Below are 20,180 nucleotides of genomic sequence, written 5' to 3' on the forward strand. Positions count from 1 at the left end.
ATAGTAATTAAATATTTAATAAACATGATGTTAGGTTAATATTTTTTTATTTACCGCCTCATTTTAACAGCCTTACAAAATTTTTAGGTTTCAAAATTATTGAAAATGAGTTAGTTGAGCATTTAGTTAATCAACAGTAAAACTATTTTTAATTGACTACCCTATTCAATCGCTTTGCCAATGTTTTTTGGAGTTGTATGTAATCCATAATTTCTGCCATAGCTTCGTTCTTTTCGGCTACCTCAACTGAGGTTTGTACTCGTTGCATAATATCGGCAATCAAATTACTCACTAGCTGTTTTCGGATATTTAACAAAATATCTATTACCGCAATGTCTATATTCTCGTCCTTGTTTTTCACTACAATATCTTTGCGAAGCCAATCGTGTAATGTCAAATTTTCATCTTCCATAATGATTTGAGTTACTCTTCCGCTTAATTCGATAGGAAGCTGATTGACAAATGTAGATAACTGATAGGTTGAGTCCTCGTATTTGCTCATCACCAATTCATAAATATGTCTAAACTCCGGATTCGCAAAATGAATTTCATCCTCTTGTAGCTCCAAATATATTTTTTCATATATTTTAAGCTCTTGCTGCACTTTATATTCCTGCACACCTCCTTTTTCGTCAGGTTTTAATATGACATCAACAAATGTATACTTTCTATCTCCATAAAGTAACAGACACTTTATCAGATCGTGTTCCAAAACTTGTAACCGATCAATAGACAGTTTTATTTGTTCTTCTTTAGTTCGTGTAACTTCTAATTTTTGAGTTTTCTTACGCTCTGCCTTTTGTCCTTCGTAAATATCTTTCTTTAATATTTGCGACAGAGTAGCAAATAACACATCTTCGGAAATTTCCATCAATGCAGCACATTCGCGGATGTACACTTCTTGTTTTATTGAATCAGGAATTTTTGAGATGCTCTCTATGATGTCGCGTATAGTTTCTGATTTTTTTATGGGGTCATTTTGAGCCTCTTGCACCAGAAGTGATGCTTTGAAGCGTATGAAGTCCGTAGTATTTTCTTCCAAATAGAGAGTAATGTCTTCCAAAGCGTTGTTTCGAGCAAAACTATCTGGATCTTCACCGTCGGGGAATGTACATATTTTCACATTCATCCCCTGCTCTAAAATAAGGTTAACCCCTCGTAAGGAAGCTCTCAACCCAGCAGGGTCACCATCGTAAAGCAAGGTAATATTATTGGTTAACCGATGAATGAGGCGTATTTGTTCAGGAGTAAGAGCCGTTCCGCTTGAGGCTACCACATTCTCAATTCCTCTTTGATGTAGTTGAATTACATCCGTATATCCTTCCACCAAATAACAATTGTCTACCTTAGCAATTGCCTGTTTAGCGTGATAAATCCCATAAAGAACTTTACTTTTCTGATAGATTTCACTTTCGGGAGAGTTGAGATATTTTGCGGCTTTTTTATCTTGCGTAAGTATACGTCCGCCAAACCCCAATACACGTCCACTCATTGAGTGAATAGGAAACATCACCCGCCCTTTGAATCGATCAAACTTTTTATCTTCTTTAACGATTGTCAGACCCGATTTTTCGAGAAACTCAAGTTGATATCCTTTGCTGAGAGCTTCGTCTGTAAAAGCACTCCATTGGTCAGGGGAATATCCCAAACGGAATTTTTTAATGGTATCCAATGTAAAACCACGCTCTTTGAAGTAACTCATCCCGATAGCTTTTCCTACTTCGCTCTCGGTCAGGATTTTCTCAAAGTACGTCTGAGCAAACTCCGAAACGATATAAAGGCTTTCTCGTTCATCTGCCTTGTCTTTTTCTTCATCCGTCTGTTGGGTCTCCTCAATTTCGATATGGTATTTTTTTGCTAAATAGCGTATTGCCTCTGGATAAGTGAAATGCTCGTGTTCCATCAGAAAAGCAATAGCATTTCCTCCCTTACCACTACTGAAATCTTTCCATATTTGCTTAACAGGAGAAACCATAAAACTGGGAGTTCGTTCATTAGAAAATGGACTTAATCCTTTATAATTGGAACCAGAACGTTTGAGTTGTACAAAATCTCCTACGACTTCCTCAACACGCATCTGGTCATACACTTTGTCTATGGTTGCTTTTGAGATCATTTTTATTCCACTTTAAAAAAATTGTTAGCCTTAATAAATAAAAAAAGTACTAAAATAACATTTTCTCCTGCCTAAAAAATGAGAGTAAATCCCTTGTTTTCCTAATATAGTTTGCTGTATATCACTCTACTGACTGCTTGTTTTTTACACAGACGGACAAAAGTAGCAAAAAATATCATTCAATCAAACATATTAACAATTCGTATAATATTTTGCACTACAAAGAAAATAAGACATTAACTAAATATGCATCAGGAAGAGTAGCTCTTATGTAATTTGGCATTTTACATTGATTCGCATTAACTATCTTATATCTCAACACATTGTGTCTGATTTTTCATTAAAAATAGAATGATGTAGAATGATAAAAAACAGATAATCTGCAAAAAGATTTGCATACAATCATTTTTTTTTTGAATTTTGCAAGGATTGTTCTTTTCTAAAGAACAATCTTTAAGTGTATTCAAATAAAAATTTATTAGGAATAATGAAAATATTAGTTTGTATAAGCAGTGTTCCTGACACTACTTCAAAAATAAACTTTACTAACGACAATCAAAAATTTGATACCTCAGGAGTGCAGTTTATCATCAATCCGAGTGATGAGTATGGGCTTACCCGAGCTATCCAACTCAAGGAAAAATTGGGCGCTTCCATAACCTTAGTGAATGTGGGAACTCCTGAAACAGAGCCAATTCTCCGCAAAGCCTTTGCTCTAGGAGCCGATGAAATCATCCGAGTAGATGCCACTGCTACAGATGGTTTTTTCGTAGCCTCACAACTTGAAAAAATTGTTAAAAATGGAGGTTTTGATTTAATAATTACAGGTAAAGAATCCATTGACTACAACGGTGGAATGGTGGGTGGGATGCTTGCAACTCTACTTGATTACCCTTTTATTAACAAATGTATAGGTTTAGAAATCAACGGCATAGACATTGAAGCATCTCGTGAAATCGATGGAGGTAAAGAAGTAATCAAAACTCAATTACCTGCGGTGATAGCAGCTCAAAAAGGATTGGTTCACGATAAAGATTTGCGGATACCAAATATGCGGAATTTGATGGCTGCCCGCACAAAACAAATCACGGTAATACAACCCGAAAGCGTTTCAGCCCCCACCAGTGTAGTAGGATTTGAAAAAACACCTGCCAAAAATCCTGTTAAAATGATCGCATCGGACAATTTAGATGAACTTATCCATTTGTTGCATAACGAAGCCAAAGTGATTTAATTTTTGAAAAAAGTAGAAAAAATGTCAATATTAATATACGTAGATTCCGAAAAAGGAACGTTAAAAAAAACGGCGTATGAGGTAGCCTCCTACGGAAGAGCTCTCGCCGATATGCACAATACTGATTTGGTTGCCGTAGCAATCAACGTTGAAGACATCACTCCATTGCAAACGTACGGTGTAAACAAAGCAATAGTAGTAAACAACGACCAACTGAATCAGTTTTCAGCCAAAGTGTACACTGAAATCATCAGAAAAACAGCAGAAAAAGAGTCAAGTAGCATAGTCGTATTCAGTTCATCATCTTACGCGAAAAACATAGCTCCTTCGTTAGCTGTGGTTATGAAAGCAGGTTATGTAGCAAATGTAATTTCGCTACCTGCGAGTGTTGATAATTTTGAGGTGAAGAGCAATGTTTTTTCAAACAAAGCTGTTGGCTTAATAAAAATAGATTCAGTTAATAAGGTGGTTAGCCTTGCGGGGAACGCCTACGGAGTAAAGGAAACTCCTGTTTCGATGACCGTAGAAGAAATTCCAACCGAAGTACCCGAACCACTTATTAAGGTAGTGAGAAGCGAAAAAAACACAGGCAAAGTATCGTTGGATGATGCGGCAATTGTTGTTTCGGCAGGACGTGGACTAAAAGCACCTGAAAATTGGGCGATGATTGAAGAATTGGCAGACGTACTCGGAGCAGCAACTGCTTGTTCAAAACCTGTGTCCGATATGGATTGGCGACCTCACAGTGAACATGTAGGGCAAACGGGAAAACCCGTAGCACCAAATCTATACATCGCTATTGGAATTTCTGGAGCTATCCAACATTTAGCAGGGGTTAACGCTTCTAAAATCAAAGTAGTCATCAACAGCGATGAAAATGCTCCTTTTTTCAAGGTTGCAGATTACGGCGTAGTAGGAGATGCATTTAAAGTAGTCCCAGAACTAATCTCTAAATTAAAAGCCTTCAAAGAATAATCGTTTTTTACGCAATCATGTTTTATTTGGAAAAGCTAAAAAACAACAATTAAATATGTTAATTTTTTCTATAAAAAAGGTTTTTAGACTTTGATTTTATAAAATTAACTCTTTAATTATTAGATATTTAATTGGTTTTAAACAATAAGTTGTTTAAAAATAACAAGTTAAAATATTTGCCGAATGTGTTTAGTTAGAGAAACTTTTGCTAACTTGCACCCGATTTTTATACTAACAAAGTAGTTTTACTATGAAAAATAATTTATTAAGATTCTTTGCCGTCATAGCAATTTTTTCGGGGTTTGCACTGACAGGTTGTAAAAAGGGGACAAATAAAAATATTTCCAGTGCAACAGGTTGGAGCATCAACTCAAAAGAAGGAGGTTTTCAATACAACACAGACTTCAAAGAGCAGGAAACAGGACCAGGGCTTATCTTGGTTGAAGGAGGCACATTCACTATGGGGCAGGTTCAAGATAACGTGATGCACGATTGGAATAACCTTCCAACGCAGCAGCATGTACAGTCTTTCTATATGGATGAAACAGAAGTTACTAACAAAATGTATATGGAGTATTTGGATTGGTTAAAGCATGTCTTTCCTCCAACCGAAGAGCTATACAAAAACATTTATGTTGGAGCATTACCTGACACATTGGTTTGGAGAAGCCCTCTTGGATTTAACGAATCAATGGTAACGAATTATTTGCGTCATCCTGCGTATGCGGAATATCCTGTAGTTGGGGTTAACTGGGTTCAGGCGGTACAATTCAGTGCTTGGCGTACGGATCGCGTAAATGAAGCTATTTTGGAAAGAACAGGATATATTGAAAAAAACACACGCTATCAAGTAGAGGCTGGAAGTACTTTCAGTACAGAAACGTATCTTTACACACCATCAGACTCTTATGGAGGACAAGCTACTGATTTTGCAGGTAAAAAGGCTGTCACCAAAGAAGGAGAGCCTACTTTTGCTAAGCAAACCAGTGGAGTATTACTACCAGAATATAGACTTCCAACAGAAGCTGAGTGGGAGTATGCAGCCAAATCGTTAAATGGTATTCGTGAGTACAATAGTTTGCAAGGTAGAAAAAAATATCCTTGGGATGGAGCCTATACACGTTCAACAAAACGCTCGTCACGTGGTGACCAGTTGGCGAACTTCAAACAAGGTAAAGGAGACTATGGCGGATTAGCAGGTTGGTCTGATGACAAAGGCGATATTACAGTTCCTGTAAAAACGTATCCACCGAATGATTTTGGATTGTATGACATGGCAGGAAACGTTGCAGAATGGGTTGCCGATGTGTATCGTCCGATTGTTGATGACGAAGTTACCGATTTTAACTATTATCGTGGTAACGTATACATGAAACACTCTATTGGGGAGGATGGTAAACATGTGATTGTAACGCCTGAAAATGTTAAATACGACACATTAAGTAACGGGAAAATCGTAGCTCGTAATCTTCCAGGTAATATCGCAACCGTTCCAGTTGATGAAAACGAAACCTATCTGCGTTATAACTTCACACGTAGTGAGAATAGAAGTTATAATGACGGTGATAAATCGTCAACACGTAACTACAGAAGTGGCGGAAGTGAATTAAGTGGAGGAGATTTGGATTACAAAAACTCAATGTACAATTCACCTAAACACCAAATTTCAAGAGATTCGTTGGAAAACAGAATCGCCAGAAGCTATGACAAATCAAACGAACGTACTACCTTGATAAACGACGAAGTACGTATTTACAAAGGAGGTTCTTGGAGAGATAGAGCCTATTGGATTGATCCAGCTCAAAGAAGATATTTACCTCAGTACATAGCAACGGATTACATAGGATTTAGAAATGCAATGAGCCGTGTAGGTTCTAAATCATCCAAAGCAAATAAAAGACCAAAAGGATAATACCTTTATTAAATAATAATCTAAAAACGCTATAAATATATTTTATTTATGGCGTTTTTTTTTGTAATATTGCTACCGAAAAACAAATGATAGCTTATGAAAGAACTATATGAATTGTTCGTCCAGTCAACAGGGGTTTGTACGGATAGTAGAGCCGTATTTGCAAATTGTATCTATTTCGCTTTGAAAGGAGATTCATTTGACGGCAACAAATTTGCTAATGAAGCCTTGGAAAAAGGAGCCAATTATGCCGTTATAGATGACTCGAGTATGAAAGTTTCGGATAAAATGGTTTTAGTAGACGATGTACTGAAAACGTTACAACAATTAGCAAACTATCACCGCAGAAAACTCGGAACACTCATTTTCGGGATTACAGGAAGTAATGGAAAAACAACCACAAAAGAACTGTTGAAATCAGTACTGTCAGAAAAATTTCAAGTAGTTGCTACCCAAGGGAATCTGAATAACCATATTGGGGTTCCTCTTACCTTGTTATCAATCCAAGCAGAGACTGATATTGCTATTGTAGAAATGGGAGCTAATCACCCTGAAGAAATTGCTTTTTTATGCTCCATTGTTGAGCCAGACTATGGTTATATAACCAGTATTGGAAAGGCTCATTTAGAAGGTTTTGGAAGTTTTGAAGGAGTTATTAAAACCAAAGGAGAATTGTATGATTATTTGAAAAAATACAACAAAACAATTTTTTTGAATAATGACGATACTTTACAAAAAGATCTTTTGAAAAATTACGAAAACGTCTATTCTTTTGGAAATCAAGGAGATACTAAAGTAAAATTAAAGAATACACATCCTGTAGAAGTGATTTTTGAAAATTCAGCACTAAGAAAAATGACCGATGGCATAGAAAAACCATCGCTTTTGGGAATTGGTGTATTAGATGAGTTTACTGATTCAACTACAGTAGTAAGATCGAATCTAACAGGAAGTTACAATTTTTCGAACATAGGTGTAGCCATTGCCGTAGGTAAATATTTCAAATTGCCTCCCGAGGCTATCAAACGAGGGATTGAAAAATATATCCCTACAAACAACCGAAGTCAAATTATTAACTTAGAGGGAAATACCATTTTTTTAGATGCTTACAACGCTAATCCAAGTAGCATGTCCGCAGCCATACACAACATGCTAACAATTGAGAGTTTTGACAAAAAAGTACTCATTTTAGGAGACATGTTTGAATTAGGCAAATTTGCCCTGACAGAGCATCAGAACATCGTAGATTTGGTTGAATCCCATACTTGGAAAGCTGTTTTTTTTATAGGGGAAAATTTTGCAAAAACCTCTACCAAACACCCTCAATTTAAAACATTTGATGAATTCAAACAAGCATTTTCGTTTTCACAATTTTCAGATTGCCTTATACTAATCAAGGGGTCAAGGGGAATGGCTTTGGAGCGAGTTATTTTATAAGTCTTTACTTTCTTTCATGCTTAAAAACATTCTAAAGGTAAGTTGTCGTTTTTAATTTTAGTCTGCTGACTGTTTGTAAGGCTTTATGGATAAATTATGCATTAATATTTTAAAATCACATCAATTTCATAAGGAAACCATTTGCCATTCCATAAATCTATAAAGAATAAAATTACTTTTTCTTCAATTGGCATTGAAGGACTTAACAACTTACCTGTTACATTTCCTTTTCTAATGGATAGGTTAAGCTCTTTTAACATGATGTTGTAATACTTCTCGTTTACTTCACATTCCTCACAAAATATTTTCTCCCCTTCCCAGAAACGAGCTTTTAACTTATCCGAATCTATGAAGGGGTTTTGCTTTTCTTTTTTGTAATATTTGCAAGATTTGTAAATTCTCTCCATTGGCTCTGTGCTGATTTTCTGAAAAGAAGCACAAAATTATGTTTTTCTGCTCAAAATAAAAATTATAACTGAAATTTGAGTCTAAAAAATCTCTATTAAGCCTTTTTTAAACTTACCTGTTGCAAAGAATCATCTCCAAATTTATGGACTGTGACTATTTTCGCTTCTATTCTTGTAGGTAAATTAAAAAACTAATATCTCATCAATGAATAGCCACGCATCGCCTCCTTTGGGTGGGCTTCCTAAGTTTTTAATTTCTATTTTGATGAAGCGTGTTTTTTCTGTAGGAAATTCTAAAGCAAAATCGTGCAATATAGCAAATCCATTGACTGAATAAGGACGTTCGATTTTTCCTTTTGGAGTATATTTTTTCCCATCCTCAGAGGTGAAAAGGCGTATTTCGGTAGGGAAATAAATTCCAGAACCTTGGTTCTCCATAGCTCCAACAACAACTTTGCTTATATCCTGAGGAGTTTCTAAATCAATGTTAATAGTTGCGTTGTCTACTAACCAAGCTAACCATTGTTTGTCATGGAAATCTTTTGTACCACGAACGATATTGGTTAGTGTTTTATTTCCTTGTCCGGAGTAGCTTTTGTGGTAAGTTGGGTTATATGAAGTAGGTTTGCCCATAGCTTTGTGAAACGTTATCGTATTGCTATAAACAGCCGTATGTGGTTTATTATCAAAGAAAACTGCAGCTTGAATTTGGGTAGTTTCATTGATACGCAAGGTGTCTGTGTACGGGATTGCATTGCTAAAGTCGGACTGGTTCAACACATAACGTATGTCTGCATTTGGAGTTTCTGATTGAAGGCTAATTTTCACACTGTTATTGCCGTTATCAAATACTTTTCCTGTGGTTTGGTAGATGGATTTGGCATAGTTGATATCCATTATCTCTAAACGAGCCAATGATTTTTGCAAACGTTGTGCAAAATCAGTCCAGTTTCGTTCTTTTTCAGGTTTCCAAAATACTTCGGACATGGCTAGTAGGCGTGGGAATAACATATATTCGGAATGTTTTTCATTAGGTACATATTCTGCCCAAAGGTTTGCTTGTACCCCTAAAATACGAGAACGTTCCTCGCTACTTAACTCTTTTTCAGAAAATGCTTCATTGTAAATTCGGCTTACAGGCAAATATCCACCAATTGCCAAAGGCTCATTATCAGGCAATCCTTGATATTGGTCGATATAGCCTTGACTGGTCAAAATCACACGATTTCCTTTTTCAGTAGCTTTTTTAACGATGTTGTTACCTCGCCATACCATAACTACCGCATCATCAGCTAATCCACCTTCAATGATTTCGTCCCAACCGATGAGCTGTTTGTTTTTTGACTTTAAAAAAGTATTGATTCGTTTGATAAAGTAGCTTTGTAACTCGTGTTCATTTTTCAAATTTTCGGTTTTCATACGAGCTTTGCACTTTGGACATTTTTTCCATTCAGTGTGTGTAGCTTCATCACCGCCAATATGCACGTATTTACTTGGAAATAAATCGATTACTTCAGTAAGAACATCTTCTAAAAATGAAAAGGTTTCTTCTTGACCAGCGCAGTAGATATCCGTAATTGGCCAAACTCCGCCAGACGGCACAGCTATAGGTCGTTTATGGCAAGATAGTTCAGGGTATGCCGCAATGGCACTCATCACATGAGCGGGCATTTCTATTTCAGGGACTACAGTGATGCCATATTTTGCAGCATATGCTACAATTTCTTTAATATCTTCTTGGGTGAAAAAACCACCATACGTGCCTTTTTCGTTAGGGTCATTGGTTACGCGAGCATTCCAATGTTGGTCGAATTGACCCACACGCCACGCTCCAACTTCCGTAAGTTTTGGATATTTTTTGATTTCAATTCGCCATCCTTCATTGTCCAACAAATGAAAATGAAAGGTGTTGATTTTCAGCATCGCCATTCGATCAATGGTTTTCAAGATATATTCTTTCGGGAAAAAATGTCTAGCCACATCCAACATCAATCCTCGCCATTCATATTGAGGTGCATCGTTGATTTTTACAGAAGGAATTACCCAGTCAATTGTTGTGATTTTTTGACTTTCAATTTCTTTTGGTAGTAATTGTCGTAGGGTTTGCAATCCATAGACAAATCCACGGTAATCCGACGCAGAAATTAAAATTTTGTCGCTATCGGAAGAAAAAGAATATCCTTCTTTGGGTAGATTTTCATCTACAATCAATTGTACGAAATTGGATTTTACGTCGCTATTTGTTACAGTATTTTTAGAAAAATCCCACCCTGAAGCACGATGAAACTTATCAGTAATCAACGTAATAGCAGGGTGTAGCGAATCGTTAGCTATGAATTTTGTTTCTGCTGTAAACTCAAAAAATCCGTTGTTCAACACTACTTGCTCAGGCTTCGGGATTAGTAACAAATCATCTTCGTTGAAATGAAAATTTTTCTTCTCATGGCAACCCATTAACAAGATAGCGAATAATAAAAAGTAAGGTTTCATGGTAATAATTTATAGTTAAGATCTAGTAGTTAACTGTATTGTTGTTGTTCCATTTTTTCTTAGATTAAAAAAGGCTCTAAGGAAAATGGATTTCAGTTTAGGTTCGACTTTCTTAAAAGTTTGGACGTAATTGATTTGAATTACTATAAAATTTTTCGATTACGTCAATCACATCATCTTCGGAATCAACCAAATGGAAAAGGTTTATATCCTCAGGGCTGATATTCCCAAAATGCTCCAAAAGAGTGACTTTAATCCAATCTACTAACCCTTGCCAGAATTCAGTTCCTACTAAAATGATTGGAATACGGTCGATTTTGTGTGTTTGTACAAGTGTTATTGCTTCGAAAAGTTCGTCCAATGTACCAAACCCACCCGGCATCACTACAAAAGCTTGAGAATACTTGACAAACATCACTTTACGAGCAAAAAAATAGTCGAAATTCAGGTTTTTATCACTGTCGATATACGGGTTGTCGTGCTGTTCAAATGGCAAATCAATGTTTAACCCTACCGAAGCTCCTTTCCCGATATGAGCTCCTTTGTTTCCAGCCTCCATAATCCCTGGCCCTCCGCCAGTAATGACACCATATCCTTCATTGACAATTTTTTCAGCAATACGAACCGTCAGTTCATAGTACTTTGTACCAGGTTTTATACGAGCCGATCCAAAAATCGAAATACAAGGCCCTATAAGACTTAATTTTTCATATCCATTGACGAACTCGCCCATCGTTTTGAAAATTGACCACGAGTCGTTTGTTTTAATTTCGTTCCAAACTTTTGAATGTTTTATTTTATTCATAATCAATATTTGATATTTTTTACTGAACCCGCAAAGTTATGGAACTTTGAAAAGAAAAACAATTCATTTTTTGAAAAAAATCGAAAATTGGAATTCACTGGTATAGCTTTACTTCACAGAATATTTTTAAAGTCAAAAAAGATTACTTATCAGTTTTAAAAACAATAAAAATGGTGTTTTTTATGGTGATGACTTTGTTTATTCTTCCTACTATGATTTGTTAAAGTGGAATAAGGCTCCACACTCCGACATAATTTTAACAAAATCAAGTAAGGTTAAATTTTTGTTTCCCAGATGTTTAAACGATAGCACCTACGCAAAAGATTTAGATTATACCTACAGATTGGGTTGGTATATCGGTGAAAATCCTCAATAGGAACATTTATTGACACTATCCTTCTATGAGTTGCTTGTCCTTGTTTGCAATATCATTCGAAAAACAAAATGCACAAAAAATTTCCTTTGGTGTATTTGAATTTGTTTCTTTATTAGCTGCTACTTATTTTATAAGTTATGACGATGTGGAAAGGTTTTTTATATTCGTAATAATAGGAAGCTATTTTTGTTTGATGAGCCAAAAGCGAAAGATATATAAAAAGTAAAGTAAAGGATTCTAATGTTAAACTGTTTTGTAAATAGTTTTATTGAGTTCATTATTTATTTTCATATATTGTTCTTTTCCTTAGATGAAAAGAACCAAAAATCAAGGCTTTGGATATTTGTCTAAAAATCAGACTCATGTCGCTAAAATTTTCCAAACTTGCTTCCTACGGTCGCTTCGAACAATGGAAAATTTCCACGCTCTATTCGTTGATTTTCTTAACGCCAAATCTCCAATGCCGATGAAAAGTGGTCAAAATACTGAAAAATCAGTGTTGAACCATTAAAAAATACATGAAATTAAGTACTGAATTCAATAGTTTTATTACTACTCATATTGGTCAATTTCTTTATGGTAGATTTTTTGAGCAGAAAACACAAAGCTATCTTGTATTTAGGTTCGGCGATTACTTTTATATTCAATATATTTTCTTGAAAGCCAAAGAATTGAAAAATAGAAGTTGATGTAGCGTTTGTTTGTATCATTTTGTTTTTGTGTTTTAATTGTTACAAAAAAACTAATTCATTGATTTTTTTAGCCCGTCACTCTTCATTCAGTAATTTCTTTTCAAATTATAGCACAAATTAATTTTTATCAAAGAATCAACAACTTTATTGTATATTTCATATTTTAAAACGCTATATTATTCATAAAATAATAACACTTAAAATTAAAAATACATATATTTAAACCATTTTTATAACAATAAAACTTGACAAACATATCATTAAAGTTAAATATAGTTAAAAACTTATTTTTTATTTGAATTGTAATATCTTTTTTTTAGATTTACACTGTAGTTATCCGGAAAAACTATATGAGTCGTTAAGTGAATTATTTATTTTAAAAATTTTACTGTTATGAAAAAGTTAGAATTAAATCAAATGGAAAATGTGCAAGGAGGAGAAATAAGTCAGAGAAATTGTGGTATTTTAGGAGTAGGGATTGTAGTAGGCTCGGTAATAGGTGTGTTCAATCCGATTGGATGGGGACTTGCAATTACCTCATTTGGAGCTGCTGCAGCCTCAGATTGTTTTTAATTTTTTATTTAATCATGAAGAATCAAAGATTTTTATATTTATTTAATATATGTGCAATTCTGTTTATTCTATTTGAAGATAAAATAATTTTCTTTTCGCTACAAGAGTTGTTGAGTCCATTCGCTCGGTATGGTATTTTAACGATGAATGCCGTATATTTTGCGTATAGTTTCAAGAAAAAAAGATCTTAAATTAGTAGAGTTTAGAAATAAGTTTGCTAGTTTTATGAAAATCCATAATTGAGTCTGATATTTTTACCATCAATTAAATAACCGTCTAACCTTAATATTATATTACAATCTTATGAAAAAGTTAAAATTAAATCAAATGGAAAATCTTCAAGGAGGGAAAGCAAGTGAGAGAGCCTGTTTAATAGGAGGGGGACTGGCTGCGGTTGCTTTTGTAAGTGGATTCCTTGTTCCTGCGGTTTTTTTTACAGCAATGGCAATTACTGCAGGAGCAGTTTATTCGGAGTGTTTTGATTAATAAGAATATTCAAAATAAAACTATAATAATACTTACTGCTTTTTTTCTAATTATATTATTAGTGAATATTTTAACAAATAATGGTTTGGGGAAAGGGTTGAATTTTATTGTAGTTTTAGGATTAATCCCTCTTTTGTGTACTATATTTATAAATATGTATAAAAAAAACAAGAAATAAAGCAATTAGACTTAAATAAAATGGTATCCATAGAAAAGGCTCCACAGATTAATGTTGGATAAATATTATTAATAAACATATTGTGGTATTATGAAATATATGAAATTGGGTTTAATATTGGTAGGTTTGCTTATAATAATATCTCTTATTGTTCTAACAAACGAAATTTTGGAAACAACCATAGTAAGAGATGTTTTTCTTGTACCAGCATTGGTAATTATTTTTGCTCTGATTTTTAAAATTATAAAAGAAGAGAAAAATAAATAAAACGACAGAGCTAATTGATTTTATATTAGCTATTTGATTTTTATATGTTGTAACGAAAAAAAACGAAAATGAGATAATTAGATTTAAACAAAGTGTAGTTATCCGAAAAAAAACATAAACATACACCTGTTAATCAATTAGTTATAGTGTTTGTTTTTAGTATTATTTTGGATTGATAATATAAGTATGACTCAATTTTTTTACTATGAAAAGTTTATTAAACTATTTATTACTGTGTATAGGATTAATTTCTGTAGTTTTTATCTTAAGTGAGTATGAATTTATAACTAAGATAGCATTTGCACTTGCTTCTATGGGTTGCTTGTCCTTGTTTGCAATATCATTCGAAAAACAAAATGCACAAAAAATTTCCTTTGGTGTATTCGGATTTGTTTCTTTATTAGCTGCTGCTTATTTTATAAGTTATGACGAAGTGGAAAAGTTTTTTATATTCGTAATAATGGGAAGCTATTTTTGTTTGATGAGCCAAAAGCGAAAGATATATAAAAAGCAAAGTAAGTAATTCTAATAACTAATGACCGACAAAAAATCAAAAAAGAAACTATGATAGTTTTATCTCATATCGACTGCATTCTCTTCAAAAAGTAGCCGATGAAATATGTATTTTAGACGGAGGAAAAATCATATTATCAGGCAATCACGAAAACTTAATGCAGACAAGGAATTTTTACAGTGATTTTTTAGTTAATTTTCCAACTTTTTGTGAATTACCCTATCCATATAATCTTGAATAAAAGCCTGTAAATCACGGATTCCTTTTTCTGTTTCGGGATTATTTTCTTTTCCTAACAAGTTGTTTTTCAACCCTTCATCTTCACGTTCGTAAATGCCGTTCATCGTTCCGTCTTGATTCATTACATAAATGTAACTACCTTGCATCAAGCTATAGACATGTGTATCAGAAATATAGGCTCGTGGTGTTTCGTTAGCTTCAGCAAACAAACTACGCCCCCATGAACGAAATGGCTTATTGTAACCCATTAGATCTACCAACGATGGATAGATGTCGATTTGCTGTGCAATTTCCGATGATTTTCCTATGGTAACAAACTCTTCGTTAGGACTATAGAACATTATTGGAGAACCCATTTTAGTAATAGGTTGTTTGTACAGGTCGTAATACGTTTGATTGCCATGGTCGTTCGTAAACACGAAAATAGTGTTTTGAAACCAAGATTGTTTTTTAGCATTTTCAAAGAATTTCTTCAACGCATGGTCCGTGTACTGAACGCATTGGTGAATTTCCAGATTTCCTTTATCGAACTTACCTTCGTACTGCTGAGGCACTTTAAAAGGATGGTGGGATGAAACGGTAAATATCGACCCAAAAAAAGGTTGTTGTTTTTGACTAAGAACAGTATTCATAAATTGAAAAAAAGGTTCATCCCAAATGCCCCAAACTCCATCAAAATCAACATCATTGCCATACTCTGTTTTGCCGTAGTAGTGCTGAAAACCAAGTATGTTGGAAAACCCTAAAAACCCCATTGAGCCGTTGGGAGCTGAGTGGAAAAACGAGGTGTTGTATCCTAATTCGTTGGCGATTGAAACCAGTGATTGTGTAGGCTGTTGAGCATAAGGCGATGAGGTGTATGCCACTTGCAAGGTCGGTATTCCTCCATAGATAGACGACATTCCGTGAATAGACTGACGACCGTTGGCATACGCATTGTCGAAAACCATTGAATGCTGTGCTAAAGAATCTAAAAAGGGAGTGTATGACTTGTAATCGGGGATATTTCTATCCTTGTTCATACATCCCCAATATTCTCGACCAAAACTTTCCAAAATAAAAAGAACTACATTAGGTTTATTTTTTACCTCTCGGTAATACAACTTTACAGGCTTGATATGTTCCGCTATATAGTCTTCTGATACAAAATCATAGGTTCTGAATCCCTTATTTTTTCCTATAGTTCGGATAAGTGTGAAAGGTGTGTTTAGGATAACATCCGCATGAGCTGAGACCGACACATATCGACTAGCATCAACAATATTTATCGGACGCGATGAATGGGAGAGCGTTCCTCCACGAATCCCTGCCAGAACCAGCGTACCTATACCCGCTAACCCCACCAACGAACCAAAAACATATGGTAATGGATGAATCGTACTCTCACGAACTTTGATTCGTTTGTAAAAATACATCCAACAGAAAATCAGAGCGATAAATATTAGAAAAACATACCAATACATCCCCACAAAGGTAAAAAACAAAGCGGTTTTATTTTGTTCATTTTCAATCACTGCAAAAGAAGCTGTAGTCAATCGTGATTTACTAAATGGATAATAAATCATATCCACAAAATTAGTCGCATAAGCTATAGTATTTGGAATAAAATACACCCAAAAAACCATTTTTTGGTATCCCTTTCGAGTGTTTACCCACAGAGGAAAAATGCTCAATAGAATAAACAATAAATTTACATAAAGAATCGCTGTAGTGTCGAATTGGATTCCATACGCAAATAACCTACTCACTGCCAGAAAGTTATATCCATCTATAACGTCAATATTAAATGCTATGAACAGAAGTCGAGCTACAAAATAGAACAAGAATACCAAGGAAAGTCGGTACAAAAAAACAAGATATTCGGTGATTCGGATAAATTTATTCATAAAAGATAATTTGAATTAAATACCGCCTAATGTCATAACGCTATGTATTTTAGAATTCTGTGGAAAATATCCTACAAAAGTAAAATATATTTTTATCTTAACAAAAATATATTCTAAAAACACTGATTTACAAACTATTAACCAGAACAATGGAACTATTACTCCAAAACGAATAATTGTTAATTCGTTATTTTTTATATTTTTTTGTCAAACCATTTTTCAAATACAAATAAAAGTTTTATTTTTGCCAAACTTTTAATCAAAAAAGACATGGCAGTTTATAAAAAAAGAAACAACAGACCTAATAGAAAAAAGAAGATAGATGAGTTAGACGAACTTGAGGAAGAGCAACTTCACCAAGAGAGTACTACGGCTGAGGTTTTTGACAGTCTTGATGCAGGAGCTTCAAAAACAGAGGCTTGGGTACAAAAAAATCAAAAAACCATCCTTGGAGTGTTAGTCGCTGTAGCTGTGGTAGGTTTGGGAGTCCTGTTATATCAACAATTTGTTTCTGCTCCAAAAGAGAAAGAAGGAGCAAACGAATTCTTTTTCGCGAATGAATTTTTCAATGAAGCATTAAACGCTACTGACGATCGTGCAAAAGATTCGCTTTTCACACTTTCATTGGAAGGAGGTAAAGGGAAGTACGGCTTCTTAGAAATCATCCAAGAGTATAGCGGTACAAAGGCTGCTAATTTGTCGCAATATGGAGCTGGAATGGCTTACATGCATAAAGGTGAATACCAAAAAGCTATTGACCATTTAAAAAAATTCGATTCACCTGACGATGTGATGGGAGTTTTAGCCTTAGGGAACATTGGTGATGCCTATTCACAGTTGAAAAACAATCAGGAAGCATTGAATTTCTATAAAAAAGCATATACTCATAGTGATAACGAATTTACTAAACCGATGTATTTGAAAAAAGCTGGAATAACAGCTATGTTATTGAACGACAATAAAGAGGCTGGTAAACTTTTCGAGCAAATCAAAGATGAGTACCCAACTTCCGAAGAAGCTCGTACTATCGACATTCTTATTGGTAAAATAAGCAATTAAGCGTCACTATAAGAAAAGATAAAATTTCTTCATAGTTTATAAATTTATATGATTCCACACCTGCCATTTTCTTAGAACAAATGGTGGGTGTGTCTTTTAAATACAATACATTATGGCAACAGAAAACAAAAATTTATCACAATACGACAAAACGAAAATTCCCAATGTAGCAAACTATCGGTTTGGTATCGTTACTTCCGAATGGAATGAGCAAGTAACTTTTGGGTTAAAAAAAGGAGCCATTGACACCCTTAAAGATTGTGGTGCTTTGGAAGAAAATATTTTGTGTTGGGAAGTACCGGGGAGTTTTGAACTTATCTACGGAAGTAAAAAGATGATTAAAACCCAAAGGGTAGACGCTATCATCGCGATTGGTTGTGTCATTCAAGGAGAAACTAAACATTTTGATTTTGTTTGTCAAGGAGTTACACAAGGGATTGCACAATTGAATGTTTCCGAAAACATACCTGTTATTTTCTGTGTACTCACTGATAACAATATGCAACAATCCTTAGACCGAAGTGGAGGAAAACACGGTAATAAGGGAGTAGAAGCTGCCATCGCTGCCATTAAAATGGTAACGTTGGGGTAGTGAACCATAAGCAACGAGTCTTCAAGTTGCTAGTGATTAAGAGAGAATTGAGTATTGGCTATGATGATATAGAGTTTCAAAAAGATAATATGCATGTCCATTGAACTTACGCTACAAACCTTGCCATCCAAACCAGGAGTCTATCAATTTTACGACAAATCGGACTCGTTGATTTACGTTGGCAAAGCAATTAATCTCAAAAAACGGGTATCTTCTTACTTTCAAAAAAAACATGAATCAGAAAAAACACGGGTTTTGGTAAAAAAAATTGTTCGCATTGAACACATTGTCGTAGCCACCGAAAGCGACGCCTTGCTTTTGGAGAATAACCTCATAAAAAAATATCAACCTCGCTACAACATTCTTCTCAAAGACGATAAGAGTTATCCGTGGATATGTGTTAAAAAAGAGCGATTTCCTCGTGTTTTCCAAACGCGCAAAATGATCAAGGATGGTTCGCTTTATTTTGGACCTTATACTAGCATAAAAACCGTCCGAACACTATTAGAACTTATTAAAGAACTTTATCCTCTGCGTAATTGTTCCTACGATTTATCAGAACAAAATATTCAAAATCAGAAATTTAAAGTGTGTTTAGAGTATCACATTAAGAACTGTAAGGGAGCTTGTGAAGGATTGCAATCAGAGGAAAATTACCTGCAAAATATCAGTGAAATTATCGAGATTTTAAAAGGAAACTTCAAAGATGCCTTAGCACGATTTAAAAAAGAAATGGTATCACTTGCGACGGATTTACGTTTTGAGGAAGCTCAACAAATCAAAGAAAAAATTGATATTTTGACTAACTATCAAGCTAAATCGACTATTGTAAGCTCAAAAATCAACAATATAGACGTTTTTTCTATTGTTTCGGATGAAGAATATGGTTATGTAAACTTTCTACAGGTGGCCTATGGTGCTATTGTAAGAGCTCATACTATCGAAATCAAGAAAAAATTGGAAGAAACCGACCGAGAACTGCTGGAATTTGCCATTGTGGATATCCGAGAGCGATTTTTCTCTAATTCCAAAGAAATTATCACACCTTTCGAAGTAACTCTACCTAATAATTTGCAATTAACTATTCCTAAATTAGGAGAAAAACATCAGTTGTTGGAACTGTCTCTACGCAATGCTAAACACTTCCGACAAGAACGTTTTAAGCAAGTTAAAATCGCTGATCCTGAAAGACATACAAACCGAATTTTATCACAATTACAACGAGATTTACATCTATCGGAACCTCCTATTCACATAGAGTGTTTCGACAATTCCAACATTCAGGGAACAAACCCAGTAGCAGCTTGTGTAGTATTTAGAAATGGGAAACCAAGCAAAAAAGACTATCGCCATTTCAATATCAAAACAGTAGAAGGCCCAAATGATTTTGCTTCTATGGAAGAAGTGGTATATCGTCGCTATAAACGTTTGTTAGAAGAAAATGAACCCCTGCCCCAACTCATCATCATCGATGGAGGGAAAGGACAATTGTCATCGGCATTGAAATCGTTAGAAAGTTTAGATCTACGGGGAAAGATAGCCATTATTGGTATTGCTAAGCGTTTGGAAGAGATTTATTTCCCTGAAGATAGCATTCCTCTCTATTTAGACAAAAAATCTGAATCTTTAAAGCTAATCCAACAACTTCGCAACGAGGCACATCGATTTGGAATTACATTTCACCGACAGAAGCGTAGCAAAGTAGCCATTGTATCAGAATTGGATAATATTGAAGGTATCGGCGACAAGACTAAAGAGTCTTTACTGAAACATTTTAAATCGGTAAAACGAATTAAGGAAGCCTCTTTAGAGGACTTACAAGCTGTGATTGGATATCGTGCTAAAAAAGTATGGGAGTATTTTAGGTAAATTACAACATCCTCAACTACAAATCAGTATTCTTTATGCAAAATACTCTTCGTACATATTTTTTTTTGTACC

The 20,180-nt window shown here is 34.7% G+C and carries 17 protein-coding genes; 11 read left to right on the forward strand and 6 right to left on the reverse strand.

Features of this window, described 5'->3' with window-relative positions; translation table 11 throughout:
* Positions 1-148: 148 nt before the first annotated feature.
* Complete coding sequence (dnaG, locus tag CGC52_RS04100; RefSeq protein WP_095893508.1) at positions 149-2,116, reverse strand: DNA primase; 1,968 nt, start codon at positions 2,114-2,116, stop codon at positions 149-151.
* A 487-nt stretch (positions 2,117-2,603) separates the two neighbouring features.
* On the opposite strand from dnaG, the gene CGC52_RS04105 reads away from it, so the two are divergent.
* The 4 genes from CGC52_RS04105 (at position 2,604) to murF (ending at position 7,674) form a co-directional block, all read left to right on the forward strand.
* The gene (locus CGC52_RS04105; RefSeq protein WP_042008262.1) at positions 2,604-3,350 is read left to right on the forward strand and encodes an electron transfer flavoprotein subunit beta/FixA family protein; all 747 of its coding nucleotides are present in this window, start codon (positions 2,604-2,606) and stop codon (positions 3,348-3,350) included.
* A 21-nt stretch (positions 3,351-3,371) separates the two neighbouring features.
* Positions 3,372-4,325, forward strand: a complete 954-nt coding sequence (locus CGC52_RS04110) for an electron transfer flavoprotein subunit alpha/FixB family protein (protein WP_095894443.1) — start codon at positions 3,372-3,374, stop codon at positions 4,323-4,325.
* A 250-nt stretch (positions 4,326-4,575) separates the two neighbouring features.
* Entirely contained in the window at positions 4,576-6,237 is a 1,662-nt protein-coding gene (gene gldJ, locus CGC52_RS04115) for a gliding motility lipoprotein GldJ (protein ID WP_095893509.1), read from the forward strand.
* Positions 6,238-6,333: 96 nt separating this feature from the next.
* A complete protein-coding gene (gene murF, locus CGC52_RS04120; RefSeq protein WP_095893510.1) occupies positions 6,334-7,674 on the forward strand; it encodes a UDP-N-acetylmuramoyl-tripeptide--D-alanyl-D-alanine ligase in 1,341 nt (446 codons plus the stop codon).
* A 101-nt stretch (positions 7,675-7,775) separates the two neighbouring features.
* On the opposite strand, the gene CGC52_RS04125 is transcribed toward murF, so the two are convergent.
* The 3 genes from CGC52_RS04125 to CGC52_RS04135 all read right to left on the reverse strand — a co-directional run bounded on the left by CGC52_RS04125 (position 7,776) and on the right by CGC52_RS04135 (position 11,376).
* Entirely contained in the window at positions 7,776-8,081 is a 306-nt protein-coding gene (locus CGC52_RS04125) for a hypothetical protein (RefSeq protein ID WP_095893511.1), read from the reverse strand.
* Positions 8,082-8,264: 183 nt separating this feature from the next.
* Entirely contained in the window at positions 8,265-10,571 is a 2,307-nt protein-coding gene (locus tag CGC52_RS04130; RefSeq protein WP_095893512.1) for a beta-N-acetylhexosaminidase, read from the reverse strand.
* Between the two features lie 112 nt (positions 10,572-10,683).
* On the reverse strand, positions 10,684-11,376 hold the full coding sequence (locus CGC52_RS04135) for a TIGR00730 family Rossman fold protein (RefSeq protein ID WP_095893513.1): 693 nt from the start codon (positions 11,374-11,376) through the stop codon (positions 10,684-10,686).
* A gap of 686 nt (positions 11,377-12,062) precedes the next feature.
* Here CGC52_RS04135 and CGC52_RS04140 point away from each other — a divergent pair.
* Positions 12,063-12,263: a hypothetical protein gene (locus CGC52_RS04140; protein ID WP_042008384.1), complete on the forward strand. Its 201-nt coding sequence runs from the start codon at positions 12,063-12,065 to the stop codon at positions 12,261-12,263.
* A 13-nt stretch (positions 12,264-12,276) separates the two neighbouring features.
* Here CGC52_RS04140 and CGC52_RS04145 read toward each other — a convergent pair whose 3' ends face one another.
* Positions 12,277-12,462 carry a hypothetical protein gene (locus CGC52_RS04145; protein ID WP_095893514.1) on the reverse strand — a complete coding sequence of 62 codons (186 nt, stop codon included), beginning with the start codon at positions 12,460-12,462 and terminating at the stop codon, positions 12,277-12,279.
* A 375-nt stretch (positions 12,463-12,837) separates the two neighbouring features.
* Between CGC52_RS04145 and CGC52_RS04150 the strand changes: the two genes are divergently transcribed.
* The 3 genes from CGC52_RS04150 to CGC52_RS04160 all read left to right on the forward strand — a co-directional run bounded on the left by CGC52_RS04150 (position 12,838) and on the right by CGC52_RS04160 (position 14,471).
* Positions 12,838-13,017, forward strand: a complete 180-nt coding sequence (locus CGC52_RS04150) for a hypothetical protein (RefSeq protein WP_095893515.1) — start codon at positions 12,838-12,840, stop codon at positions 13,015-13,017.
* Positions 13,018-13,344: 327 nt separating this feature from the next.
* Entirely contained in the window at positions 13,345-13,503 is a 159-nt protein-coding gene (locus CGC52_RS04155; RefSeq protein ID WP_157909102.1) for a hypothetical protein, read from the forward strand.
* A 650-nt stretch (positions 13,504-14,153) separates the two neighbouring features.
* Positions 14,154-14,471 carry a hypothetical protein gene (locus CGC52_RS04160; RefSeq protein ID WP_095893517.1) on the forward strand — a complete coding sequence of 106 codons (318 nt, stop codon included), beginning with the start codon at positions 14,154-14,156 and terminating at the stop codon, positions 14,469-14,471.
* Between the two features lie 182 nt (positions 14,472-14,653).
* Here CGC52_RS04160 and CGC52_RS04165 read toward each other — a convergent pair whose 3' ends face one another.
* The gene (locus CGC52_RS04165; RefSeq protein WP_232751838.1) at positions 14,654-16,588 is read right to left on the reverse strand and encodes an LTA synthase family protein; all 1,935 of its coding nucleotides are present in this window, start codon (positions 16,586-16,588) and stop codon (positions 14,654-14,656) included.
* Positions 16,589-16,858: 270 nt separating this feature from the next.
* Between CGC52_RS04165 and CGC52_RS04170 the strand changes: the two genes are divergently transcribed.
* The 3 genes from CGC52_RS04170 to uvrC all read left to right on the forward strand — a co-directional run bounded on the left by CGC52_RS04170 (position 16,859) and on the right by uvrC (position 20,108).
* Positions 16,859-17,647 carry a tol-pal system YbgF family protein gene (locus CGC52_RS04170; RefSeq protein WP_042008376.1) on the forward strand — a complete coding sequence of 263 codons (789 nt, stop codon included), beginning with the start codon at positions 16,859-16,861 and terminating at the stop codon, positions 17,645-17,647.
* 112 nt (positions 17,648-17,759) lie between these two features.
* Positions 17,760-18,239 carry a 6,7-dimethyl-8-ribityllumazine synthase gene (gene ribH / locus CGC52_RS04175; RefSeq protein ID WP_095893518.1) on the forward strand — a complete coding sequence of 160 codons (480 nt, stop codon included), beginning with the start codon at positions 17,760-17,762 and terminating at the stop codon, positions 18,237-18,239.
* 93 nt (positions 18,240-18,332) lie between these two features.
* Positions 18,333-20,108 (forward strand): excinuclease ABC subunit UvrC, encoded by a 1,776-nt coding sequence (gene uvrC / locus CGC52_RS04180; RefSeq protein WP_095893519.1) that lies wholly within the window; start codon positions 18,333-18,335, stop codon positions 20,106-20,108.
* Positions 20,109-20,180: the final 72 nt, after the last annotated feature.

The organism is Capnocytophaga sp. H2931 (assembly GCF_002302535.1).
Classification (GTDB): domain Bacteria; phylum Bacteroidota; class Bacteroidia; order Flavobacteriales; family Flavobacteriaceae; genus Capnocytophaga; species Capnocytophaga canis.

What these genes read in the sequence shown, in the direction of transcription:
- dnaG (WP_095893508.1), bottom strand. Translation starts at nt 2,116, where the DNA reads ATGATCTCAAAAGCAACCATAGACAAAGTGTATGACCAGATGCGTGTT.
- CGC52_RS04105 (WP_042008262.1), top strand. Translation starts at nt 2,604, where the DNA reads ATGAAAATATTAGTTTGTATAAGCAGTGTTCCTGACACTACTTCAAAA.
- CGC52_RS04110 (WP_095894443.1), top strand. Translation starts at nt 3,372, where the DNA reads ATGTCAATATTAATATACGTAGATTCCGAAAAAGGAACGTTAAAAAAA.
- gldJ (WP_095893509.1), top strand. Translation starts at nt 4,576, where the DNA reads ATGAAAAATAATTTATTAAGATTCTTTGCCGTCATAGCAATTTTTTCG.
- murF (WP_095893510.1), top strand. Translation starts at nt 6,334, where the DNA reads ATGAAAGAACTATATGAATTGTTCGTCCAGTCAACAGGGGTTTGTACG.
- CGC52_RS04125 (WP_095893511.1), bottom strand. Translation starts at nt 8,081, where the DNA reads ATGGAGAGAATTTACAAATCTTGCAAATATTACAAAAAAGAAAAGCAA.
- CGC52_RS04130 (WP_095893512.1), bottom strand. Translation starts at nt 10,571, where the DNA reads ATGAAACCTTACTTTTTATTATTCGCTATCTTGTTAATGGGTTGCCAT.
- CGC52_RS04135 (WP_095893513.1), bottom strand. Translation starts at nt 11,376, where the DNA reads ATGAATAAAATAAAACATTCAAAAGTTTGGAACGAAATTAAAACAAAC.
- CGC52_RS04140 (WP_042008384.1), top strand. Translation starts at nt 12,063, where the DNA reads ATGAAAAGAACCAAAAATCAAGGCTTTGGATATTTGTCTAAAAATCAG.
- CGC52_RS04145 (WP_095893514.1), bottom strand. Translation starts at nt 12,462, where the DNA reads ATGATACAAACAAACGCTACATCAACTTCTATTTTTCAATTCTTTGGC.
- CGC52_RS04150 (WP_095893515.1), top strand. Translation starts at nt 12,838, where the DNA reads ATGAAAAAGTTAGAATTAAATCAAATGGAAAATGTGCAAGGAGGAGAA.
- CGC52_RS04155 (WP_157909102.1), top strand. Translation starts at nt 13,345, where the DNA reads ATGGAAAATCTTCAAGGAGGGAAAGCAAGTGAGAGAGCCTGTTTAATA.
- CGC52_RS04160 (WP_095893517.1), top strand. Translation starts at nt 14,154, where the DNA reads ATGAAAAGTTTATTAAACTATTTATTACTGTGTATAGGATTAATTTCT.
- CGC52_RS04165 (WP_232751838.1), bottom strand. Translation starts at nt 16,588, where the DNA reads ATGAATAAATTTATCCGAATCACCGAATATCTTGTTTTTTTGTACCGA.
- CGC52_RS04170 (WP_042008376.1), top strand. Translation starts at nt 16,859, where the DNA reads ATGGCAGTTTATAAAAAAAGAAACAACAGACCTAATAGAAAAAAGAAG.
- ribH (WP_095893518.1), top strand. Translation starts at nt 17,760, where the DNA reads ATGGCAACAGAAAACAAAAATTTATCACAATACGACAAAACGAAAATT.
- uvrC (WP_095893519.1), top strand. Translation starts at nt 18,333, where the DNA reads ATGTCCATTGAACTTACGCTACAAACCTTGCCATCCAAACCAGGAGTC.